16 protein-coding genes are annotated in these 17,902 nt (G+C 60.7%); 5 read left to right on the top strand and 11 right to left on the bottom strand.

Annotated elements, in window-relative coordinates; all coding sequences use genetic code 11:
* Positions 1–14: 14 nt before the first annotated feature.
* Together glyA and NL123_RS02530 are read right to left on the bottom strand one after the other, a co-directional pair.
* Positions 15–1,268, bottom strand: a complete 1,254-nt coding sequence (gene glyA / locus NL123_RS02535) for a serine hydroxymethyltransferase (protein ID WP_248484996.1) — start codon at positions 1,266–1,268, stop codon at positions 15–17.
* A gap of 238 nt (positions 1,269–1,506) precedes the next feature.
* Complete coding sequence (locus tag NL123_RS02530) at positions 1,507–2,229, bottom strand: TraX family protein (RefSeq protein WP_494357156.1); 723 nt, start codon at positions 2,227–2,229, stop codon at positions 1,507–1,509.
* A gap of 90 nt (positions 2,230–2,319) precedes the next feature.
* On the opposite strand from NL123_RS02530, the gene NL123_RS02525 reads away from it, so the two are divergent.
* Positions 2,320–3,360, top strand: coding sequence for a threonine aldolase family protein (locus NL123_RS02525; protein WP_494357155.1), 1,041 nt, complete (start codon positions 2,320–2,322; stop codon positions 3,358–3,360).
* 177 nt (positions 3,361–3,537) lie between these two features.
* Positions 3,538–3,735 (top strand): hypothetical protein, encoded by a 198-nt coding sequence (locus NL123_RS02520; RefSeq protein WP_248484999.1) that lies wholly within the window; start codon positions 3,538–3,540, stop codon positions 3,733–3,735.
* Between the two features lie 117 nt (positions 3,736–3,852).
* Here the strand turns inward: NL123_RS02520 and gbcB are convergent, their stop codons facing one another.
* Positions 3,853–4,953: a glycine betaine monooxygenase reductase subunit gene (gene gbcB / locus NL123_RS02515; RefSeq protein WP_058426657.1), complete on the bottom strand. Its 1,101-nt coding sequence runs from the start codon at positions 4,951–4,953 to the stop codon at positions 3,853–3,855.
* A gap of 281 nt (positions 4,954–5,234) precedes the next feature.
* Here gbcB and gbca point away from each other — a divergent pair, with 281 nt between their 5' ends.
* Entirely contained in the window at positions 5,235–6,530 is a 1,296-nt protein-coding gene (gene gbca, locus NL123_RS02510; RefSeq protein ID WP_058426656.1) for a glycine betaine monooxygenase oxygenase subunit, read from the top strand.
* 814 nt (positions 6,531–7,344) lie between these two features.
* Here the strand turns inward: gbca and etfB are convergent.
* The 6 genes from etfB to NL123_RS02480 all read right to left on the bottom strand — a co-directional run bounded on the left by etfB (position 7,345) and on the right by NL123_RS02480 (position 15,106).
* Positions 7,345–8,115, bottom strand: coding sequence for an electron transfer flavoprotein subunit beta (gene etfB / locus NL123_RS02505; RefSeq protein ID WP_494357154.1), 771 nt, complete (start codon positions 8,113–8,115; stop codon positions 7,345–7,347).
* Between the two features lie 10 nt (positions 8,116–8,125).
* Entirely contained in the window at positions 8,126–9,346 is a 1,221-nt protein-coding gene (gene etfA, locus NL123_RS02500; protein WP_494357153.1) for an electron transfer flavoprotein subunit alpha, read from the bottom strand.
* Entirely contained in the window at positions 9,346–11,289 is a 1,944-nt protein-coding gene (gene dgcB / locus NL123_RS02495; RefSeq protein WP_248485002.1) for a (Fe-S)-binding protein, read from the bottom strand. The genes etfA and dgcB overlap by 1 nt, the downstream gene beginning before the upstream one ends.
* 156 nt (positions 11,290–11,445) lie before the next feature.
* Positions 11,446–13,506: an NADH:flavin oxidoreductase gene (dgcA, locus tag NL123_RS02490; RefSeq protein ID WP_248485003.1), complete on the bottom strand. Its 2,061-nt coding sequence runs from the start codon at positions 13,504–13,506 to the stop codon at positions 11,446–11,448.
* Positions 13,507–13,521: 15 nt separating this feature from the next.
* On the bottom strand, positions 13,522–14,052 hold the full coding sequence (locus NL123_RS02485) for a DUF5943 domain-containing protein (RefSeq protein ID WP_008083165.1): 531 nt from the start codon (positions 14,050–14,052) through the stop codon (positions 13,522–13,524).
* Between the two features lie 76 nt (positions 14,053–14,128).
* Entirely contained in the window at positions 14,129–15,106 is a 978-nt protein-coding gene (locus NL123_RS02480; protein ID WP_010207105.1) for a dipeptidase, read from the bottom strand.
* A 219-nt stretch (positions 15,107–15,325) separates the two neighbouring features.
* Between NL123_RS02480 and NL123_RS02475 the strand changes: the two genes are divergently transcribed.
* The gene (locus NL123_RS02475) at positions 15,326–15,727 is read left to right on the top strand and encodes a lysozyme inhibitor LprI family protein (protein ID WP_071494402.1); all 402 of its coding nucleotides are present in this window, start codon (positions 15,326–15,328) and stop codon (positions 15,725–15,727) included.
* A 3-nt stretch (positions 15,728–15,730) separates the two neighbouring features.
* On the opposite strand, the gene NL123_RS02470 is transcribed toward NL123_RS02475, so the two are convergent.
* Positions 15,731–16,969 (bottom strand): type II toxin-antitoxin system HipA family toxin, encoded by a 1,239-nt coding sequence (locus tag NL123_RS02470; RefSeq protein WP_494357152.1) that lies wholly within the window; start codon positions 16,967–16,969, stop codon positions 15,731–15,733.
* Positions 16,966–17,262, bottom strand: coding sequence for a helix-turn-helix domain-containing protein (locus tag NL123_RS02465; RefSeq protein WP_248485005.1), 297 nt, complete (start codon positions 17,260–17,262; stop codon positions 16,966–16,968). Before NL123_RS02465 ends, NL123_RS02470 begins: the two co-directional genes overlap by 4 nt.
* Before the next feature lie 217 nt (positions 17,263–17,479).
* Between NL123_RS02465 and NL123_RS02460 the strand changes: the two genes are divergently transcribed.
* The gene (locus NL123_RS02460) at positions 17,480–17,896 is read left to right on the top strand and encodes a DUF3010 family protein (protein ID WP_494357151.1); all 417 of its coding nucleotides are present in this window, start codon (positions 17,480–17,482) and stop codon (positions 17,894–17,896) included.
* Positions 17,897–17,902: the final 6 nt, after the last annotated feature.

The raw sequence follows: 17,902 nt of genomic DNA, 5'->3' as shown, positions 1-17,902 counted from the left end.
CTCCAAAACCGCGCTCAGCGATAAACCGGGAAATCAGCGCACAGGGCAGACACGTGCTTGGCCACGTTGGCCTCGACATCGGCGTCGCCGAGGTTGTCGAGGATGTCGCAGATCCAGCCGGCCAGTTCGATGCACTGCGGCACTTTGAAACCACGCGTGGTCACCGCCGGGGTGCCGATGCGCAGGCCCGAGGTCACGAACGGCGACTGCGGGTCATTCGGCACGGCGTTCTTGTTGACGGTGATGTGGGCGCGACCGAGGGCGGCGTCCGCCTCTTTGCCGGTGAGGCCCTGACGGATCAGGCTGACCAGGAACAGGTGGTTATCAGTGCCGCCGGACACTACATCGTAGCCGCGTTTGATAAACACGCTGGCCATGGCCTGGGCGTTGTCGATCACTTGTTGTTGGTAAGCCTTGAAGCCTGGCTCCAGCGCTTCCTTGAAGCACACGGCCTTGCCGGCGATGACGTGCATCAGCGGGCCGCCCTGGGCGCCGGGGAATACGGCGGCGTTGAGTTTCTTTTCAATTTCTTCGTTGGACTTGGCCAGGATCAGGCCGCCGCGAGGACCGCGCAGGGTCTTGTGGGTGGTGGTGGTGACCACATCGGCGTAGGGCAGCGGGTTCGGGTACAGGCCGGCGGCAACCAGGCCGGCGACGTGGGCCATGTCGACGAACAGCAGCGCGCCCACTTTGTCCGCGATCTGACGGAAGCGTGGGAAATCCAGGGTCTTGGAGTAGGCGGAGAAACCGGCCACGACCATTTTCGGCTTGTGTTCGACGGCCAGGCGCTCGACTTCGTCGTAGTCGATCAGGCCGGTGTCGGTGTTGATGCCGTACTGCACCGCGTTGTACAGCTTGCCCGAGGACGACACTTTGGCGCCGTGGGTCAAGTGACCGCCGTGGGCCAGGCTCATGCCCAGGATGGTGTCGCCGGCATTGATCAGCGCCAGGTACACCGCGCTGTTGGCGGACGAACCGGAATGCGGCTGCACGTTGGCGTAATCGGCGCCGAACAGCTGCTTGGCGCGCTCGATGGCCAGGGCCTCGACTTTATCCACATGCTCGCAGCCGCCGTAGTAGCGCTTGCCCGGGTAGCCTTCGGCGTATTTGTTGGTGAGGCCGCTGCCTTGGGCTTCCATCACGCGTTTGCTGGTGTAGTTCTCCGACGCGATCAGCTCGATATGATCTTCCTGGCGCTGCTCCTCGGCATTCATGGCCGCCAGCAGTGCGTCGTCATATCCCTGGATCTGGTCTTGTTTGCTGAACATCGCGTCTCTCCCAGCCTTTCGTATTGTTGAGGCCCGTGCAGGGCCCTTTGATGCGATGGTAGGGCTGGCGCAGGCAGGTCAAATGCCTACGCACGCCACGCAAAGGTGCGTTTACGACATAGCGGGAACAACGCGGAAAAAATGTGGGAGGGGGCTTGCCCCCCGATTGCGGAGTGTCAGCCACTGCATCTGCAAGCTGGCCCACCGCTATCGGGGGCAAGCCCCCTCCCACCAGGGTTTATACGATGATCTGGCGGATGAGTAGCAGCAGCAGGAAATGCAGGGGATAGAGGGTGTAGGCCCAGCGACGCATGGCGGGTGGCGAGATGTTTTGCCCATGTCGCAATAAGACCAAGCCTGCCAATGGCGCAATCAGGCACGCAGCCAACCCCAACAGCGCCACAGGCGTGCCGCTATCGAGCAGGATTTGCCATTGATTGGCGGCGACACAGACCAAACCTGGCAATACGCTGAAATACCATGGGCGACTGAACACCAATAGCATAGCCAGCGGCAGCAAGACCCCAAACAAACCGAACATCAACTGCGCGGAAAACACGGTCGCAATCGTGACGGCAATTAGCGCCAATCCTCGATCAAAAAGCGCCTTCTGCTGCCATCCTCGGGCAACCAGCAAACCCAGCGCCAGGGTTGGCAACACATTCAACGTATCGGCATCCTCGATAAACATCCGATACGGCACCTCGCTGATCACGCTGAACAGCAACAACCAGCCCAGGTAACTCCCGCTCACCGGCGCGTTTTTCGCCCGGTGCAAATTCGCCGCAATCGCCAGGCAAAACCACGGAAACGCCAGACGCCCCGGCACATACAGGCCATCCAGGCTTAAACCGACATAGCGCAGGTGGTCCAGCACCATACTCAGCAGCGCCAGCCACTTGAGCAGATCCAAGGCGCCATCGCGGACACGTCCGACAGGCATCGTTCCAGTACCGTGCATAATTCCCCAGTGACTTTGCATTTACAGAGCGTGCGCACCCGCGACAATCTTGGTTACAGTGCGCACCAACATCGACCACAGGAATGGGCCATGACCGACAAGAGCCAACAATTCGCCAGTGACAACTATTCCGGCATCTGCCCGGAAGCCTGGGCCGCCATGGAACAAGCCAACCAGGGCCATCAGCGCGCCTACGGCGATGATGAATGGACCCACCGCGCCGCAGACGGTTTCCGCAACTTGTTCGAAACCGACTGCGAAGTGTTCTTCGCCTTCAACGGCACCGCCGCCAACTCGCTCGCGCTGTCTTCGCTGTGCCAGAGCTACCATAGCGTGATTTGCTCGGAAACCGCCCACGTTGAAACCGACGAATGCGGCGCGCCGGAGTTTTTCTCCAACGGCTCCAAACTGCTCACCGCCCGCACCGAAAACGGCAAGCTGACCCCGGAGTCGATCCGCGAGATCGCCCTCAAGCGCCAGGACATCCACTACCCCAAGCCACGCGTGGTCACCCTGACCCAAGCCACGGAAGTCGGCAGCGTTTACACCCCGGAAGAAATCCGCGCCATCAGCGTCACCTGCAAAGAGCTGGGCCTGAACCTGCACATGGACGGCGCACGCTTCTCCAACGCCTGCGCGTTCCTCGACTGCTCGCCCGCCGACCTGACCTGGAAAGCCGGTGTGGACGTGCTGTGTTTTGGCGGAACCAAGAACGGCATGGCCGTGGGTGAAGCGATCCTGTTCTTCAACCACAAGCTCGCCGAGGACTTCGACTACCGCTGCAAACAGGCCGGGCAGTTGGCGTCGAAAATGCGCTTTCTTTCGGCCCCGTGGGTGGGCCTGCTGGAAAACGACGCCTGGCTCAAACACGCACGCCACGCCAACCACTGCGCTCAATTGCTGAGCAGCCTGGTGGCGGATATTCCCGGTGTGGAGTTGATGTTCCCGGTGCAGGCCAACGGCGTGTTCCTGCAACTGTCGGAGCCGGCTATCGCAGCGCTGACGGCCAAGGGCTGGCGTTTCTATACCTTCATCGGCAAAGGCGGCGCGCGCTTCATGTGTGCGTGGGATACCGAGGAAGAGCGTGTAAGAGAACTGGCGGCGGATATTCGGAAAGTGATGGAAGCCTGATGCCACGGGCATTTCAGCCCGATTTCAGAGACTGTTTGTACGTATTTCTGACAGTATCTATCTAGCCCCTGCCCTGGATAAGATCTCGTCACCCCGAACGCAACGGACGCGTTGTTTCGGGGCTGACTGCCTGCCGAATAGTCGGCTGGAAATGGAAATCCCACAGAGGGCAACATCATGGAAATTCAATGCTACACGACTGATTCTCAGCTTCGATCCGAGGCCAACGCCACCCTCGTCGGCCTGGACGACCTGAGGAAACTGGCGAATGTTGGTGACACTATCATCGAGCCTTCAAGGCTCTTTACCGTCACCGGTAAAGAGTTCGAAATGACAGCATCCGGTGCGTACATCATCAACCTGTTCGTGCGTTAACCACTGACTGTGGGAGGGGGGCTTGCCCCCGATGGCGGTGGAGCATTAACCAATGCGCTGACTGACACACTGCTATCGGGGGCAAGCCCCCTCCCACATTTAGACCGGTTTCGTTAGTCAGAACTCGATACGCACATCACCCTTCGGCACGCTGCAGCACGACAGGATGTAGCCTTCGGCCTCATCTTCCTCGGTAATCCCGCCGTTGTGGTCCATCTCGACCTCGCCGCCCAGCTTCAGTACCTTGCACGTCCCGCAGATACCCATGCCACAAGCTTTTGGAATCAACAGGCCAAGCTTGGCTGCTGCTGCGTGCACGGTTTCGCCCGGCGCCACGCGAATGCTCTTGCCCGACGCAATGAACTCCACCTGGTGCAGATCCGCCAGGTCGATTTCCGGTGCGTCGGCGGCCTGCTCGGCTTGCTCCACCGCATCCGCACGGGCCTCCGGCGGCGTGGCGCCGAAGGACTCCTCGTGATACCGCGTCATGTCGAAACCCGCCACTTCCAGCAGGCGCTTCACCGCGTTCATATACGGCGTAGGCCCGCAGCAGAACACTTCGCGCTCGAGGAAGTCCGGCACCATCAGTTCGAGCATCTTGTGGTTCAGGTAACCGCGATAACCGGCCCATGGCTCACCCAACCCGTGTTTCTCGCAGATCAGGTGCAGGCTGAAGTTGTCGATCCGCGACGCCATGTGCTCCAGCTCGCGGTGGTAAATGATGTCTTTGGGCGAGCGGGCGCTGTGGATAAACGTCATGTCGACGTTGGCGTTGGTGTCGTAGAACCAACGGGCCATGGACATCACCGGCGTGATGCCGACGCCGCCGCTGAGGTACAACACTTTCGGGCTAGGAAAGTCGATGGCATTGAACAGGCCCACCGGTCCGTGTACCGCGAGCTCCTGGCCCTCGTGCAACGTGTCATGCAGCCAGTTGGAAACCTTGCCGCCCGGCACGCGCTTGATGGTCACCGAGAAGCTGTACGGCACCGACGGTGAGCTGGAAATGGTGTAGGAGCGCATGATCGGCTGGCCTTCGATCTCCAACTCCAGGGTGACGAACTGCCCTGGCTTGAAGAAGAACAGGATCGGCTGGTCGGCCATAAAGCAAAAGGTGCGCACGTCCCAGGTTTCCTGGATGACTTTGACGCACCGGACGATGTGCCGACCATTGGCCCAGGTCTGGGTGGTTACCGGATTCAGGAAATTATTGGACATGTTGTTCTCCACCGCCGACGTCGGCCTTATGGTGGCGATTCTGCGTAACGCCGGAACCACCCATTTACCTATCTGCGACATTCACATACTTATCGCGACCAGCCCCCAACGACCTAGGGTTGCGCGTCGGGAACAGATTGGGCCATGTCGCCCATGGATAAGGTTCTGACGTTGCGCGGCCCCACACTCGCTCCCAACAACGACGCTTTCTTTATGCCTTGCGTAGTACAACCGTAGCCACTATTCGCCGGCCACACAGAATGGCCATGAGGACACACACGATGGACGTCACCGCAACCTTAAGCTTGGGCGATCCGCTGGAACCCGCACGCAAGGCCACCGCGCAGATGCTGCAAGAGCGCGAGCGCACTTTCTCGCTGCCGCAGCCGTTCTACTCTGATGAGCGACTGTTTGATATCGACATGCAGGAGATCTTCCAGAAAGAGTGGTTGATCGCCGGCATGACCTGCGAAATCCCCACCAAGGGCAACTACCTGACCCTGCAAGTGGGCAAAAACCCGATCATCGTGATCCGTGGCGCCGAAGGCGTGGTGCATGCGTTCCACAACGTGTGCCGCCACCGTGGTTCGCGCTTGTGCACCAGCGACAAGGGCAAGGTCGCCAAACTCGTATGCCACTACCATCAGTGGACCTACGAACTGGACGGTCGCCTGCTGTTCGCCGGCACCGAGATGGGCGCCGACTTCGACATGAAGCAGTACGGCCTCAAGCCAGTGAATGTGAAGACCGCCGGCGGCTACATCTTCATCAGCCTGGCCGAGAACCCGCCAGCCATCGATGACTTCCTGTCGACGCTGAACCACTACATGGAACCCTACGACATGGAGAACACCAAGGTGGCGGTGCAAACCACCTTGATGGAAAAAGCCAACTGGAAGCTGGTGCTGGAAAACAACCGCGAGTGCTACCACTGCAACGCATCGCACCCGGAACTGCTGAAAACCCTGCTGGAATGGGACGACGTCACCGACCCACGCGCCGACCAGGCGTTCAAGGACCATGTGGCCGCTTCCGCCGCCGCCTGGGATGCCGAGAAGATCCCTTACGCCCACGCCAGCTTCGGCCTGCGTAACCGCATCGTGCGCATGCCGCTGCTCAAGGGCACCGTATCGATGACCATGGACGGCAAGCAGGGCTGCGCCAAGCTCATGGGCCGCATCAAGAACCCGGACCTGGGCTCGATGCGCATCCTGCACCTGCCTCACTCGTGGAACCACTGCATGGGCGACCACATCATCGTGTTCACGGTGTGGCCGATCAGCGCCCAGGAAACCATGGTCACCACCAAGTGGCTGGTGCACAAGGACGCCGTGGAAGGCGTGGACTACGACGTAGCGCGCATGCGCGAAGTGTGGGACGCCACCAACGACCAGGACCGTCGCCTGGCCGAAGAGAACCAGCGCGGCATCAACTCCACCGCCTACCAGCCTGGCCCGTATTCCAAGACCTATGAGTTCGGCGTGGTGAACTTCGTGGATTGGTACAGCGAGCGCATGCTGAACAACCTGGGCGCAGCACCGGCACCGTACCTCAAAGGCGTGCCTGTACAGGGATAAACCGCTTTTTGTAGTGAGCGGGCTTGTCCCGCGTTGGGCGGCGCAGCCGCCCTGAAACCAGACACCGCGAACTGCCTGGCAGAGCGCGGTGTTTTTATTGGGGCGGCTGCGCCGCCCAGCGCGGGGCAAGCCCGCTCACTACAAATAATCTGCCCATGCCGCAAGCTGGGTATTTTTTGATCACTTCCTTGTAAGCCAGGTGTTACCTGGGCTGTGAAGCAGCACCAACATCTTATCCACAGAACCGCGCACAGACTTTGTGGGCAACTGTGCTGCGCACTGTGGAAAACTCGCTGTGACCCCAGGTAATTCAAGAATAGGCACAATCGATCATTTTTTGATCACACCGATCAAACCCCTTGTTTACGGGCCTTTTATCGGATAGCAAACATGTTATCCACATAACCACCAACAGACTTTGGGGGCAACTTTTAATCCTTTGTGGAAACCCCAATAAAGACCATGAAAATCAAGGCTTCCACTGACATTTTCATGCCAAATGCGCGATTCTGGTCATATTTTAATCACCCCCACCAAAGCCTTTATTTATAAGGGCTAGAGCCGACAGCGAACATCTTATCCACAGAAGCGCCAACAGACTTTGGGGGCAACTCTGCATCGGAGAATCAGCTTGATTGGCGAAAAACCTGAATAAAAACCGTCAGTTAGCCTGGTTGTTTTTCGTACAGAGGGCTGGAGAGCTTGAAATACAAGGGGTGCGGACAGCCGCGAACAGGTTATCCACAAGTGGATCAACAGGGATTGTGGGTAAGAACCCTGTAGGAGGAGGCAAGCCCCCTTCTACAGTCTGGGTTCAGCGCACCACGCCTTCTTCGATGAGTAGCTGGAGAATGGCCTCTGCGCCCGCCTCAGGGCTCAGGCCTTTGAGCACCTGCCCACCACCGCCACTGGCCTTGGCCGTTGCAGCCTTCATACGGTCAGCGCCGCTTTTGGCCTTGATCACCTTGAGGCGCTTGGGCCGTGGCTTGGCCGGCTGCAACACCGCAGCATTGAACAACTCATCCTCTTCAATCTGGACGTCATGCGCCGCCAACTCGCCGCGCTGCGCCGGTCCGTAGGCGCTTTGCCGTGGCTTGGGCGCAGCGTTATCCACGGTCGCCAGGAACGGCAAACGCACCTTCAAGCGCCGCCGCTGACCACGGGGCAAGGCTTGCAGCACATGGGCCACGCCGCCCTCAATGGACTCCACCTGCGCCAGCCCGACGATCAGCGGCCAGCCCAGTTGCTCGGCCAGCAGGAACGGCAGCATGCCCGAGCCTTCACCGGTTTCGGCCTGGCTGCCGGCGAGCACCACCTGGGCACCGGCATCGCGCAGGTACTCGCTGAGCACCGGCAACGCATCGCTGCCCGCCGGTTGCTCCAGCACATGCAATTGCGGCAGGCCCATGCCCAGGTAGCTGCGCAAGGTCGGTTCGGCGATGTTGCCGGCGTGCAGCACCTGCAACTTATCCCCCGCCATTTGCAGGCCCAGTTCCACGGCACGCGCATCCTGCTCGGCACGGCGCGGGCGCCCGGAGGTAGGGTGGGCGCCGATGGACACCAGGCTGATTACATTCGTGTTCATGACCATATCCTTAAGCTGCATCGCGCTTGGCGCCATTGCGGTAGGCCTCGACCGCTGCGATCAAGGCTTGCAGTATTGCGGCGCTTTCGCCGATCACCGACAGGTCGGCACGCTTGATCATGTCGCAGCCAGCGTCGAGGTTGATCGCCACCACCTTGTCGCAAGCACCGATGCCTTGCAGGTGCTGGATCGCCCCGGAAATACCCACGGCCACGTAGACCCGCGCCGTGACCCAGGTGCCGCTGGCGCCGACCTGGCGATCACGCGCCATGAAGCCATCGTCCACCGCCACCCGCGAGGCGCCTTCGGTGGCGCCCAGGGCGGCGGCGGTCTGGTGGAACAGCGCCCAGTCCTTCACGCCGTTGCCGCCGGAGAAAATGAACTCTGCCTCGGCCATCGGAATCGCCGCCGGGTCCACCGCCACCGCGCCGAGGTCTTCGATGCGTGGCAGGCTGCGCGCCAGGGCTGTGGATAACTCTACGGGCAGCACTTCGTGACGGGTCTCGCTGACCGGGTCGGCACATTCGACAGCCGCCAGGATCAGGCGCGGCAGTGGCCGGGCCAAGTCTTCCTGGCCAGCACCGGCACGGCCGATGCACTCGTCACCCTTGATCTGCCACACCCGCGTGGCCGGGCGCTCCTTGAGGCTGGCGGCAAAGCGCCGACCCAACTCGCCACCGCCGCTGCGGCTGTCCGGCAGCAGCCAGTGCCGTGGGTTGAACTGGTTATCCACAGCCCGCAGGCCCTGGACGCGTTGCTCCGGTGAATAACCGTCGAATGCATGGCCTTCCAGCACCAGCAAACGGTCGACACCCGCCGTGGCAAACGCACTTTCCTTGTGTTCACCAAACACCACCGCCAGCACCGCGCCGTCGCTGCCGGCCAGTTGCCGTGCCAGGCCAAGCAGGTCGCGGTCGTGACTGCTCAGGCGGCCGCCGACCATGTCCGGTACCACGTTGATGTAGAACGCGGGGGCTGCAATCTGATGCAGCGGCAATTGCACTTCCACCGCTGCCGTACGTTTGGCCGCACCGCCCTGCTGGGCGCCACTGCGGTCGATGCGCTTGATGCCGTTGGGGCCGATAAAACCGACGCCATGCACATTCTTGCGGATGACGCCGTTAGGCCCCATCCAGCTGTGCTGCACCGGTTGCATTGCCGCATGCAGCGGGTGCAGGCGGTTGCGGGCGATCCATTCGGCCCGTGGGTCGCGGCGGATAATGTCGCTCATCAGTGCACCTCCGCAGGTTCACGCTTGAGTGGGGCTTTGGCCGGTGCCGCGCCTTCCAGCAATGCGTCGGCCACCAGCTCGGCAATGTCCTTGATCAATGGGCGCGGCTCGACCACGCCTTCCAGCATCGCGGTGCATTGCGGGCAACCCACGGCCACCAGCTCGGCACCGGTTTCGCGGATGTCTTCCATGCGCATATCGGGGATACGTTGCTTGCCGGGAATGTCAGTGATCGGCGCACCGCCACCACCGCCGCAGCAGCGTGAGCGGAAGCCCGAGCGTTGCATCTCCTTGACCTCGATGCCCAGAGCTCGCAGCACTTGGCGCGGCGCCTCGTATTCGCCGTTGTAGCGGCCCAGATAACAAGGGTCGTGATAGGTCACGCTGTTGCCTTTGTGCAGCCCCAGGTTCAGCGCGCCCTCACCGATCAACTCGGCCATGAAGGTGCTGTGGTGCTGCACCACGTAGTTGCCGTTGAAGGCGCCGTACTCGTTTTTCAGCACATGGAAGCTGTGCGGGTCGCAGGTGACGATGCGCTTGAAGCTGTACTTGGCCAGGGTCTGGATATTGCGCGAAGCCAGCAGTTGGAAGGTCGCTTCATCGCCCAGGCGCCGGGCGACGTCGCCGCTGTCGCGTTCTTCCAGGCCGAGCACGGCAAAGTCGACCTTGGCCGCTTTCAGCACTTTGACGAAGGCGCGCAAGGTGCGTTGGTTGCGCATGTCGAACGCGCCATCACCGACCCAGAACAGCACCTCGGCACTACCTTTTTCGCTAAGCAATGGCAGGTTCAAATCCGCCGCCCAGTTCAGGCGGCCACCCGGCGCGAAGCCGCCAGGGTTGTCGGTGGCGATCAGGTTTTCCAGGACTTCGGCGCCCTTGTTCGGCGTGGCGCCCTTTTCCAAGGTGAGGTGGCGGCGCATGTCGACGATGGCGTCTACGTGCTCGATCATCATCGGGCACTCTTCCACGCAGGCACGGCAGGTGGTGCACGACCACAGGGTCTCGGCGTCCACCAGGCCGTTGACGATCGGCTGGTGCGGGTTGCCGCCGTGCTCGCCCACGGGTTTGCCCGGATACGGGCTGCCGGCGAACCTGGCATCGGTGCCGCCAGCCAGGCCGACCACCATGTCTTGGATCAGCTTTTTCGGGTTCAGCGGCTGGCCGGCGGCGAACGCCGGGCACGCGGCTTCGCACTTGCCGCACTGCACGCAGGCGTCGAAACCGAGCAGTTGGTTCCAGGTGAAATCCTTGGGTTTCTCCACACCCAGGGGCGCAGTCTTGTCACTGAGGTCCAGCGGTTTCAACCCGGTGGAACGCCCACCGCCAAAACGCTCGGCGCGGCGGTGCCAGGCCAGGTGCAGGGCACCGGCAAAGGCGTGTTTCATCGGGCCGCCCCAGGTCATGCCGAAGAACATCTCGGACACGCCCCACAGCACACCGACGCCGAGCAACGCAGCGAGCAGCCAGCCGCCAAAGTCCGCCGGCAGGATCCCGGCCACCGGCAGCGTCACCAGGAAGAAGCTCACCGAGAACGCCATCAGGCTTTTCGGCAGGCGCATCCACGGGCCTTTCGACAGGCGCGAGGGCGGGTTGCGCCGACGCAGATAGACGAAGGTGGCGCCGACAAACATCAGCACCGAGGCCAGCAGCAAGGCGTAGCCGAGGATACGGTTGTGCAGGCCGAAACCGTGGACCAGGATCGCCAGCAATGCCGACAGCACAAAGCCCAGTGCCGTGGCGACGTGAGTGTTGGCGATGTACTTGTCACGGGCGACCACGTGGTGCAGGTCGACCATGTAGCGCTTGGGCATGGCCAGCAGGCCGCCCAGCAGGTCGACTTTGGACGCGCGGCCACGGCGCCACATGTTCACCCGGCGCAGGGCGCCGAGGACGGCGAGGCCCAGGGCGGCAAACAAGAGAATAGGCAGCAAGGTGTTCAACATGGTGAAGCTCCCACAGACCACACAGGTCTACTGTGAAACCGGCCTTAATGTGGGAGGGGGCTTGCCCCCGATGGCAGTGGGTCAGCTACAGCTGTATCAACTGACACTAAGCCATCGGGGGCAAGCCCCCTCCCATATTTGACCGCGTTCACCTCATCAAAAGTCTTTGCAGAGGCGCAGGGCGTCATAGATCGCAGCGTGGGTATTACGCTGCGCTACACAGTCACCGATGCGGAACAGCAAGTACCCATCACCCGTCTCGCTCAGGCACGGCTGCGGCTTGATCGCGAACAAGGCTTCGACGTCGATCTGGCCTTTGTTGCGCGAGCCTTCCTTGAGCGCGTAGTAGATGGCTTCATCCGGACGCACGCCGTTCTCCACCACCACCTGATCGACCACCCGCTCCTCTTTGGCGCCGGTGTATTCGTTCTCCAGCACCGCCACCAGCTTGTCGCCCTCGCGGTAGACCTTTTCCAGCATCATGTCGCCGGTCATGATCACTTCCTTGGGGTACATGCTGCGGTAGTAGGTCGGGAACGACGTACCGCCGATGGCCACGCCCGGCTTGATGTCGTCGGTGACTATCTCGACCTGGCTGCCTTTGTCCGCCAGGAAATCCGCCACCGACATACCGGTGAATTCGCAGATGGTGTCGTACACCAGTACGTTCTTGCCCGGTGCCACCTTGCCGTCGAGCACGTCCCAACTGCTCACCACCAAACCTTCGGCGGCGCCCCAGTGTTCGTTCTGCTCCACATTCGGGTGCCCGCCCACCGCCAGCACCACCACATCGGGGCGCAGGTCCAGGATGGTGTCGGCATCCGCCGCCACGCCCAGGCGCAGGTCGACTTTCAGGCGCGCCAGCTCCAGCTGATACCAGCGGGTGATGCCGGCGATCTGGTCACGCTGCGGCGCTTTCGAAGCGGTGGTGATCTGCCCACCGATAAATTCTTTCTTCTCCAGCAGGGTCACATCATGGCCACGTTCGGCGGCCACGCGCGCGGCTTCCATCCCGGCAGGACCGGCACCGACCACCACGACCTTGCGTTTGACGCCGGTGGTTTTTTCGATGATATGCGGCACGCCCATGTATTCACGGGACGTCGCGGCGTTCTGGATGCACAGTACGTCCAGGCCCTGGTACTGGCGGTCGATGCAGTAGTTGGCGCCGACGCACTGCTTGATCTGGTCGATCTGGCCCATCTTGATCTTGGCGATCAGGTGCGGGTCGGCGATATGTGCACGGGTCATGCCGACCATGTCCACGTAACCGCCTTCCAAAATGCGCGTGGCCTGGTTCGGGTCCTTGATGTTCTGCGCGTGCAGCACCGGGACCTTGACCACTTCCTTGATACCGGCGGCCAGGTGCAAAAACGGCTCCGGTGGATAACTCATGTTGGGGATCACGTTGGCCAGGGTGTTGTGGGTGTCGCAACCCGAGCCCACCACGCCGATGAAATCGAGCATGCCGGTGTCGTCGTAATACTTGGCGATCTGCTTCATGTCCTCGTGGGACAAACCGTCCGGGTGGAACTCGTCACCGCACAGGCGCATGCCCACGCAGAAGTCGTCACCGACCTCGGCACGCACGGCCTTCAGCACTTCCAGGCCGAACTTCATGCGGCCTTCGAAGCTGCCGCCCCATTCGTCGGTCCGCTTGTTGACCCGCGGGCTCCAGAACTGGTCGATCATGTGCTGGTGCACGGCGGACAGTTCCACCCCGTCCAGGCCACCGGCCTTGGCGCGGCGCGCGGCCTGGGCGTAGTTGCCGATCACGCGCCAGATTTCTTCCGGTTCGATGGTCTTGCAGGTGGCGCGGTGCACCGGCTCACGCACGCCGGACGGCGACATCAGCGTCGGCCAGTTGAAGCCGTCCCAACGCGAGCGACGGCCCATGTGGGTAATCTGGATCATGATCTTGGCACCATGCTTGTGCATGGCGTCAGCCAGGTTCTGGAAGTGCGGGATGATGCGGTCGGTGGACAGGTTCACCGAGCTCCACCATTCCTGCGGGCTGTCGATGGCCACCACCGAGGAGCCACCGCAGATTGCCAGGCCGATACCGCCCTTGGCTTTCTCTTCGTAGTACTTCACATAGCGGTCAGTGGTCATCCCGCCGTCGGTGGCATACACCTCGGCGTGGGCGGTACTGAGCACGCGGTTGCGGATGGTCAGTTTGCCGATCTGGATCGGCTGGAACATTGCTTCGAAAGCCATGGCACGGTCCTCGGCTTACAACGGCTTGACGGTGAACAGGCCGTCATCGTGGCCCTCTTCGGAGCCTCCGTAGACTTGTTCGGCCACAGTGCGGATCTTGCTGCCACGGGCCTCAAGAATCTGGTCCATGGCACCGGCAAACCAGCCGGTGAACATGTAGTCGACCTTGCGCCCGACCTTGCCGTACACGTAGACGAACGCCGAGTGTTCGAGCTTGACGCTGGCGGTGCCTTTGTCGAGGTCGATGTCCTGGATCTTGAACAGGCCCCAGCCGCGTTGCGACAGGCGCTTCATGTAGTGCTCGAACACCGCGACGCCTTCCAGGCCGTGGCATTCGGCTTCTTTCTCGCACCAGTGCCAGGCGGACTTGTAGCCGGCCTTGTAGAGGATTTCGGCGTAAGCCTCGGCGCCCAGCACTTCTTCGATGCCCATGTGGTTGTTGACGAAGAAATGGCGCGGCACGTACAGCATCGGCAGGGCGTCGGAAGTCCAGACACCGGTTTCGCTGTCGACTTCGATAGGCAATTGCGGGGCGATCTTGGCCATGGAAACTTAACTCCAGAAAATTCTTGTGTAGTGCCCCGGCGCGGGTGGCCGGGGAAGAAGATGCGGTGGCGGTGGCTTACTCGCCCCAGACGTCCTTGAGGACGTTGACCCAGTTCTCGCCCATGATCTTGCGCACCACGCGCTCAGGGTGGCCGCGCTTGAGCAGGGTCTCGGTGAGGTTGGGGAACTCGCCCACGGTGCGGATGCCCAGCGGGTTGATGATCTTGCCGAAGCTGGTCAGGCGGCGTGCATAGCCCTTGTCATGGGTCAGCATTTCGAAGAAATCCTGGCCATGGCCCTGGGTGAAGTCGGTGCCGATGCCGATGGCGTCTTCGCCAACGATATTCATGGTGTATTCGATGGCTTCGGCGTAATCGTCGATGGTCGAATCGATGCCCTTGGCCAGGAACGGCGCGAACATGGTCACACCGACAAAACCACCGTGGTCGGCGATGAACTTCAGCTCTTCATCGGACTTGTTGCGCGGGTGTTCTTTAAGGCCGGACGGCAGGCAGTGGGAGTAACACACTGGCTTTTTCGATTCGAGGATGACTTCTTCGGACGTCTTGGAACCCACGTGGGACAGGTCACACATGATGCCGACGCGGTTCATCTCGGCGACGATCTCACGCCCGAAGCCCGACAGGCCGCCGTCGCGCTCGTAGCAACCGGTGCCGACCAGGTTCTGGGTGTTGTAGCACATCTGCACCACACCGACGCCGAGCTGCTTGAAGATTTCGACGTAGCCCAACTGGTCTTCAAACGCATGGGCGTTCTGGAAGCCGAAGATGATGCCGGTCTTGCCCTGTTCCTTGGCCTTGCGGATGTCCGCGGTGGTCTTCACCGGAATCACCAGGTCGCTGTTCTCACGGATCAGGGTCTGGCTGGCCACGATATTGTTGATGGTGGCCTGGAACCCTTCCCACACCGACACCGTGCAGTTGGCGGCGGTGAGCCCCCCTTTGCGCATGTCCTCGAACAGGTCGCGGTTCCACTTGGCAATAATCAGCCCGTCGATAACGATGCTGTCGGCGTGCAATTCGGCTGGGCTCATCAGGCGTCCCCTTATTGGCGATTCATGCGCCGAATCGTCTGCCGGCGCTTTGGGGCCAGCATATGCCCAGGGGCCGACAGAGCCGGGTGCAAAAACGACAGGGGAATTGCCGAAAGCGTCAATCCGCGACAAAGGCTGTTAAGAGAGGTCTGACTCGCGGCTGTTCTTTGTCTTACGCTTGAGCCAGAATTCGGGCATTACCTGATATGAGACGGCGCAATGAAATCGATTTTCCTGGCTTTGGCACTCATCGCAACCGGCGTCCACGCGGCTGAAGACACCGACAGCACGCCGTGCGACGGCATCGAAAACGACAAGCAAACCCTGGAATGCGCCACCTATAACAAAACCACCGCCGAACAACTGCTCAAAGACAACTATCAAGGCCTGCTCGAACGCATGGCGTCGACCTACGGCAGCGACAAGACCAAGCTGGCGGACATTACCGCTCGTCTGAAGGATGCCCAGCAGAAGTGGGAAAAACTGCGTGATGCTGATTGTGCCGTGGACACCTTCCCGGCGGTGACCGGCACCAAGGCCTATGCGATTGCACAGAATGACTGCCTGGCACGGATGAGTGATGAGCGGTCGGAGTTTTTGGAGTCGATTGGGCAAGAGTGACGGTTAAAAGGCCTTCCATATTGAGTTGAAGGCCATTTGCAGATGATCACGCTGAGTCTTGTCGATATTGAGGTCCGCGCAATGCTGGCCCCACTGCGATAAGGCCTCCATCGTCTGCTCGATGTAAAGGTCGGGCTCGAGAAAGCTGAAGGGTGCGCAGACCTTCTTGATCGCCTGACGTGATGGCTGGCCTGCACCTGCAAAAGCACAGGTGTGCTCATTCCCGCCACCGCTGGTAGTGGCAAACGTCAGGTCATAGGCTGGCGCCATCTGCCAGCCAGCCGAAGAGCCGAAGAAAGAGAAGTTTTTCGCGTGATCGTCGCGATTGTGTGCCAACGCATTGAAGACCATCAGCCGGGCCATTTTCTGCACATCCCCGGCGTTTTGGGTGATGGCGAAGGTCAGACGCAACAGGTCGCCGTAGTCAAGGCTGGGCATGCGGAAATCGGCATACAGGATCGCCGCGCTGGTCAGCATATGACGCTTGATGTGGCCGGTGCGGTCAAAGCGTCGAGTGCTGAAGAAACGTTCTACGCCGGTATCCGTCTGCACCTCGAGCAAGCTTGAATCCGAGACCTCGACCCCCGCGTAACGAGCGACCATGGCGTAGGCTTGCTCGATAGCGCCACTGTCGCGAGGCTCGTCCTGGCTGCGGAATTTGATCAACCAGTGTTCATAGCCTTCAGGCATATCGCCAAATGAAGAGATGGCCTGCGTCTTGTCGGCCGAAAGCCCAATCACCGCTTTTGGTCGCGCACCACCGGGAGAGCCGCCCGCCAGGCGCAATGACTCGATCACCTCATGCGTTTCCCCAGACAACACGTTTTGCGAAGCCTGGTAAAGGGAGGCCAGGTCCAACTCGCCTGGCTCTGGATCCTTCTCGAACATCGGCCTGTACTCCAGCGCCCCCATTCCCCGGTTGCCCATATAGGCCAGCCGGTCCAATGGGCGGATCGTACGCCGTTCAATCCCCAGTTCCATGCGAAAAAACCGGTCCATCAGCAACAGCCCCCAGCCATCGGGCAACGAATCGCTGAACGCTCCCGGCAGGCCACCGAACAGCAACGGGTCAGCTGCCAACTGAGGCGTAGAAGAGAAGTCCATGTACAGCGGCGCCAAGTTGAAGCCGTTCGCCAGCCAACCCGGATCATACGAAAAATAAATTCCCCTGCCGGGCGCATCCACCAGCTCACCGACGTGTGAACCTTGCAACATGACGTGCAATGCGGAGACTGTTTTCATCGACGTCCTCGAAGCCTGGTTTGACCTTTCAATTCCTGAAGACTGATCGGCGGCGGCGCGCTGAACAGATTCGCCATTTGTGCGCCTACCCCCAGGCTCATCGCAATCAGCAGCAAGGCATCAAGGGAAACCTTTCCGGTCGTTTCAAAGCGCTTGAGCGTGGACTCGGCAACCCCCGACTGGGCTGCCAGGGCTCGGCGAGAAAGGTTCTTGCTCAGCCGCAGCGCCTTGGCATTCCCTGCGATCTGCAAAGCAATCTCGCCGGGGGCGTAGAGAATATGAGTAAGGGCCATGGTTCGACCTCAAGTGAGTGTTAGCAAGTGTAGCAGGCGCTGAATAAACCTATCACATAACGGACAACGGGTTATCCAAAAATAGAATTTATTGTTAATAACAGACAATATTTTATCTCTTATATTTTTATGAGTTTCATCGGGCCTGCGACACCTTTGACCCTTCTCGAAAGGTGCGCGACCATCTGCGCCATCTCACATCCTTCAAGGCCAGACCATGAAAACCTGCGGCATCGAAATCAAAGGCAGCGAAGCCATCATCGCCGTCGCGTCACTGGACAACCAGACGCTGGCCCACGTCGCCCTGGCGACCAAGAAAATTGCCCTGGAAGACGACGACGAGGCCGCCAACGTCAAAGCCTTCGCCGCACAGGTAAAGGCATTTGTGCAGGAAAACGCCATCGAGCGTATCGCGATCAAGAAGCGCAGCAAGAAAGGTGAATTCGCCGGTGGCCCGACCACGTTCAAGATTGAAGGCGTGTTTCAGTTGCTGGATGGGGTTGAGGTGATGTTGCTGTCGCCGCAGACCCTTAATGCGCAGAATAAGAAGCACAACTTCGAACTGCCGGCGACGCTGAACAAGTATCAGCATGAGGCTTACAAGGCGGCGTGTTCGGCGCTGCTGAAGAAATAGGCCACA

The organism is Pseudomonas sp. FBCC-B1565, from assembly GCF_059133265.1.
This window is presented reverse-complemented; position numbering and strand designations above follow the sequence as displayed.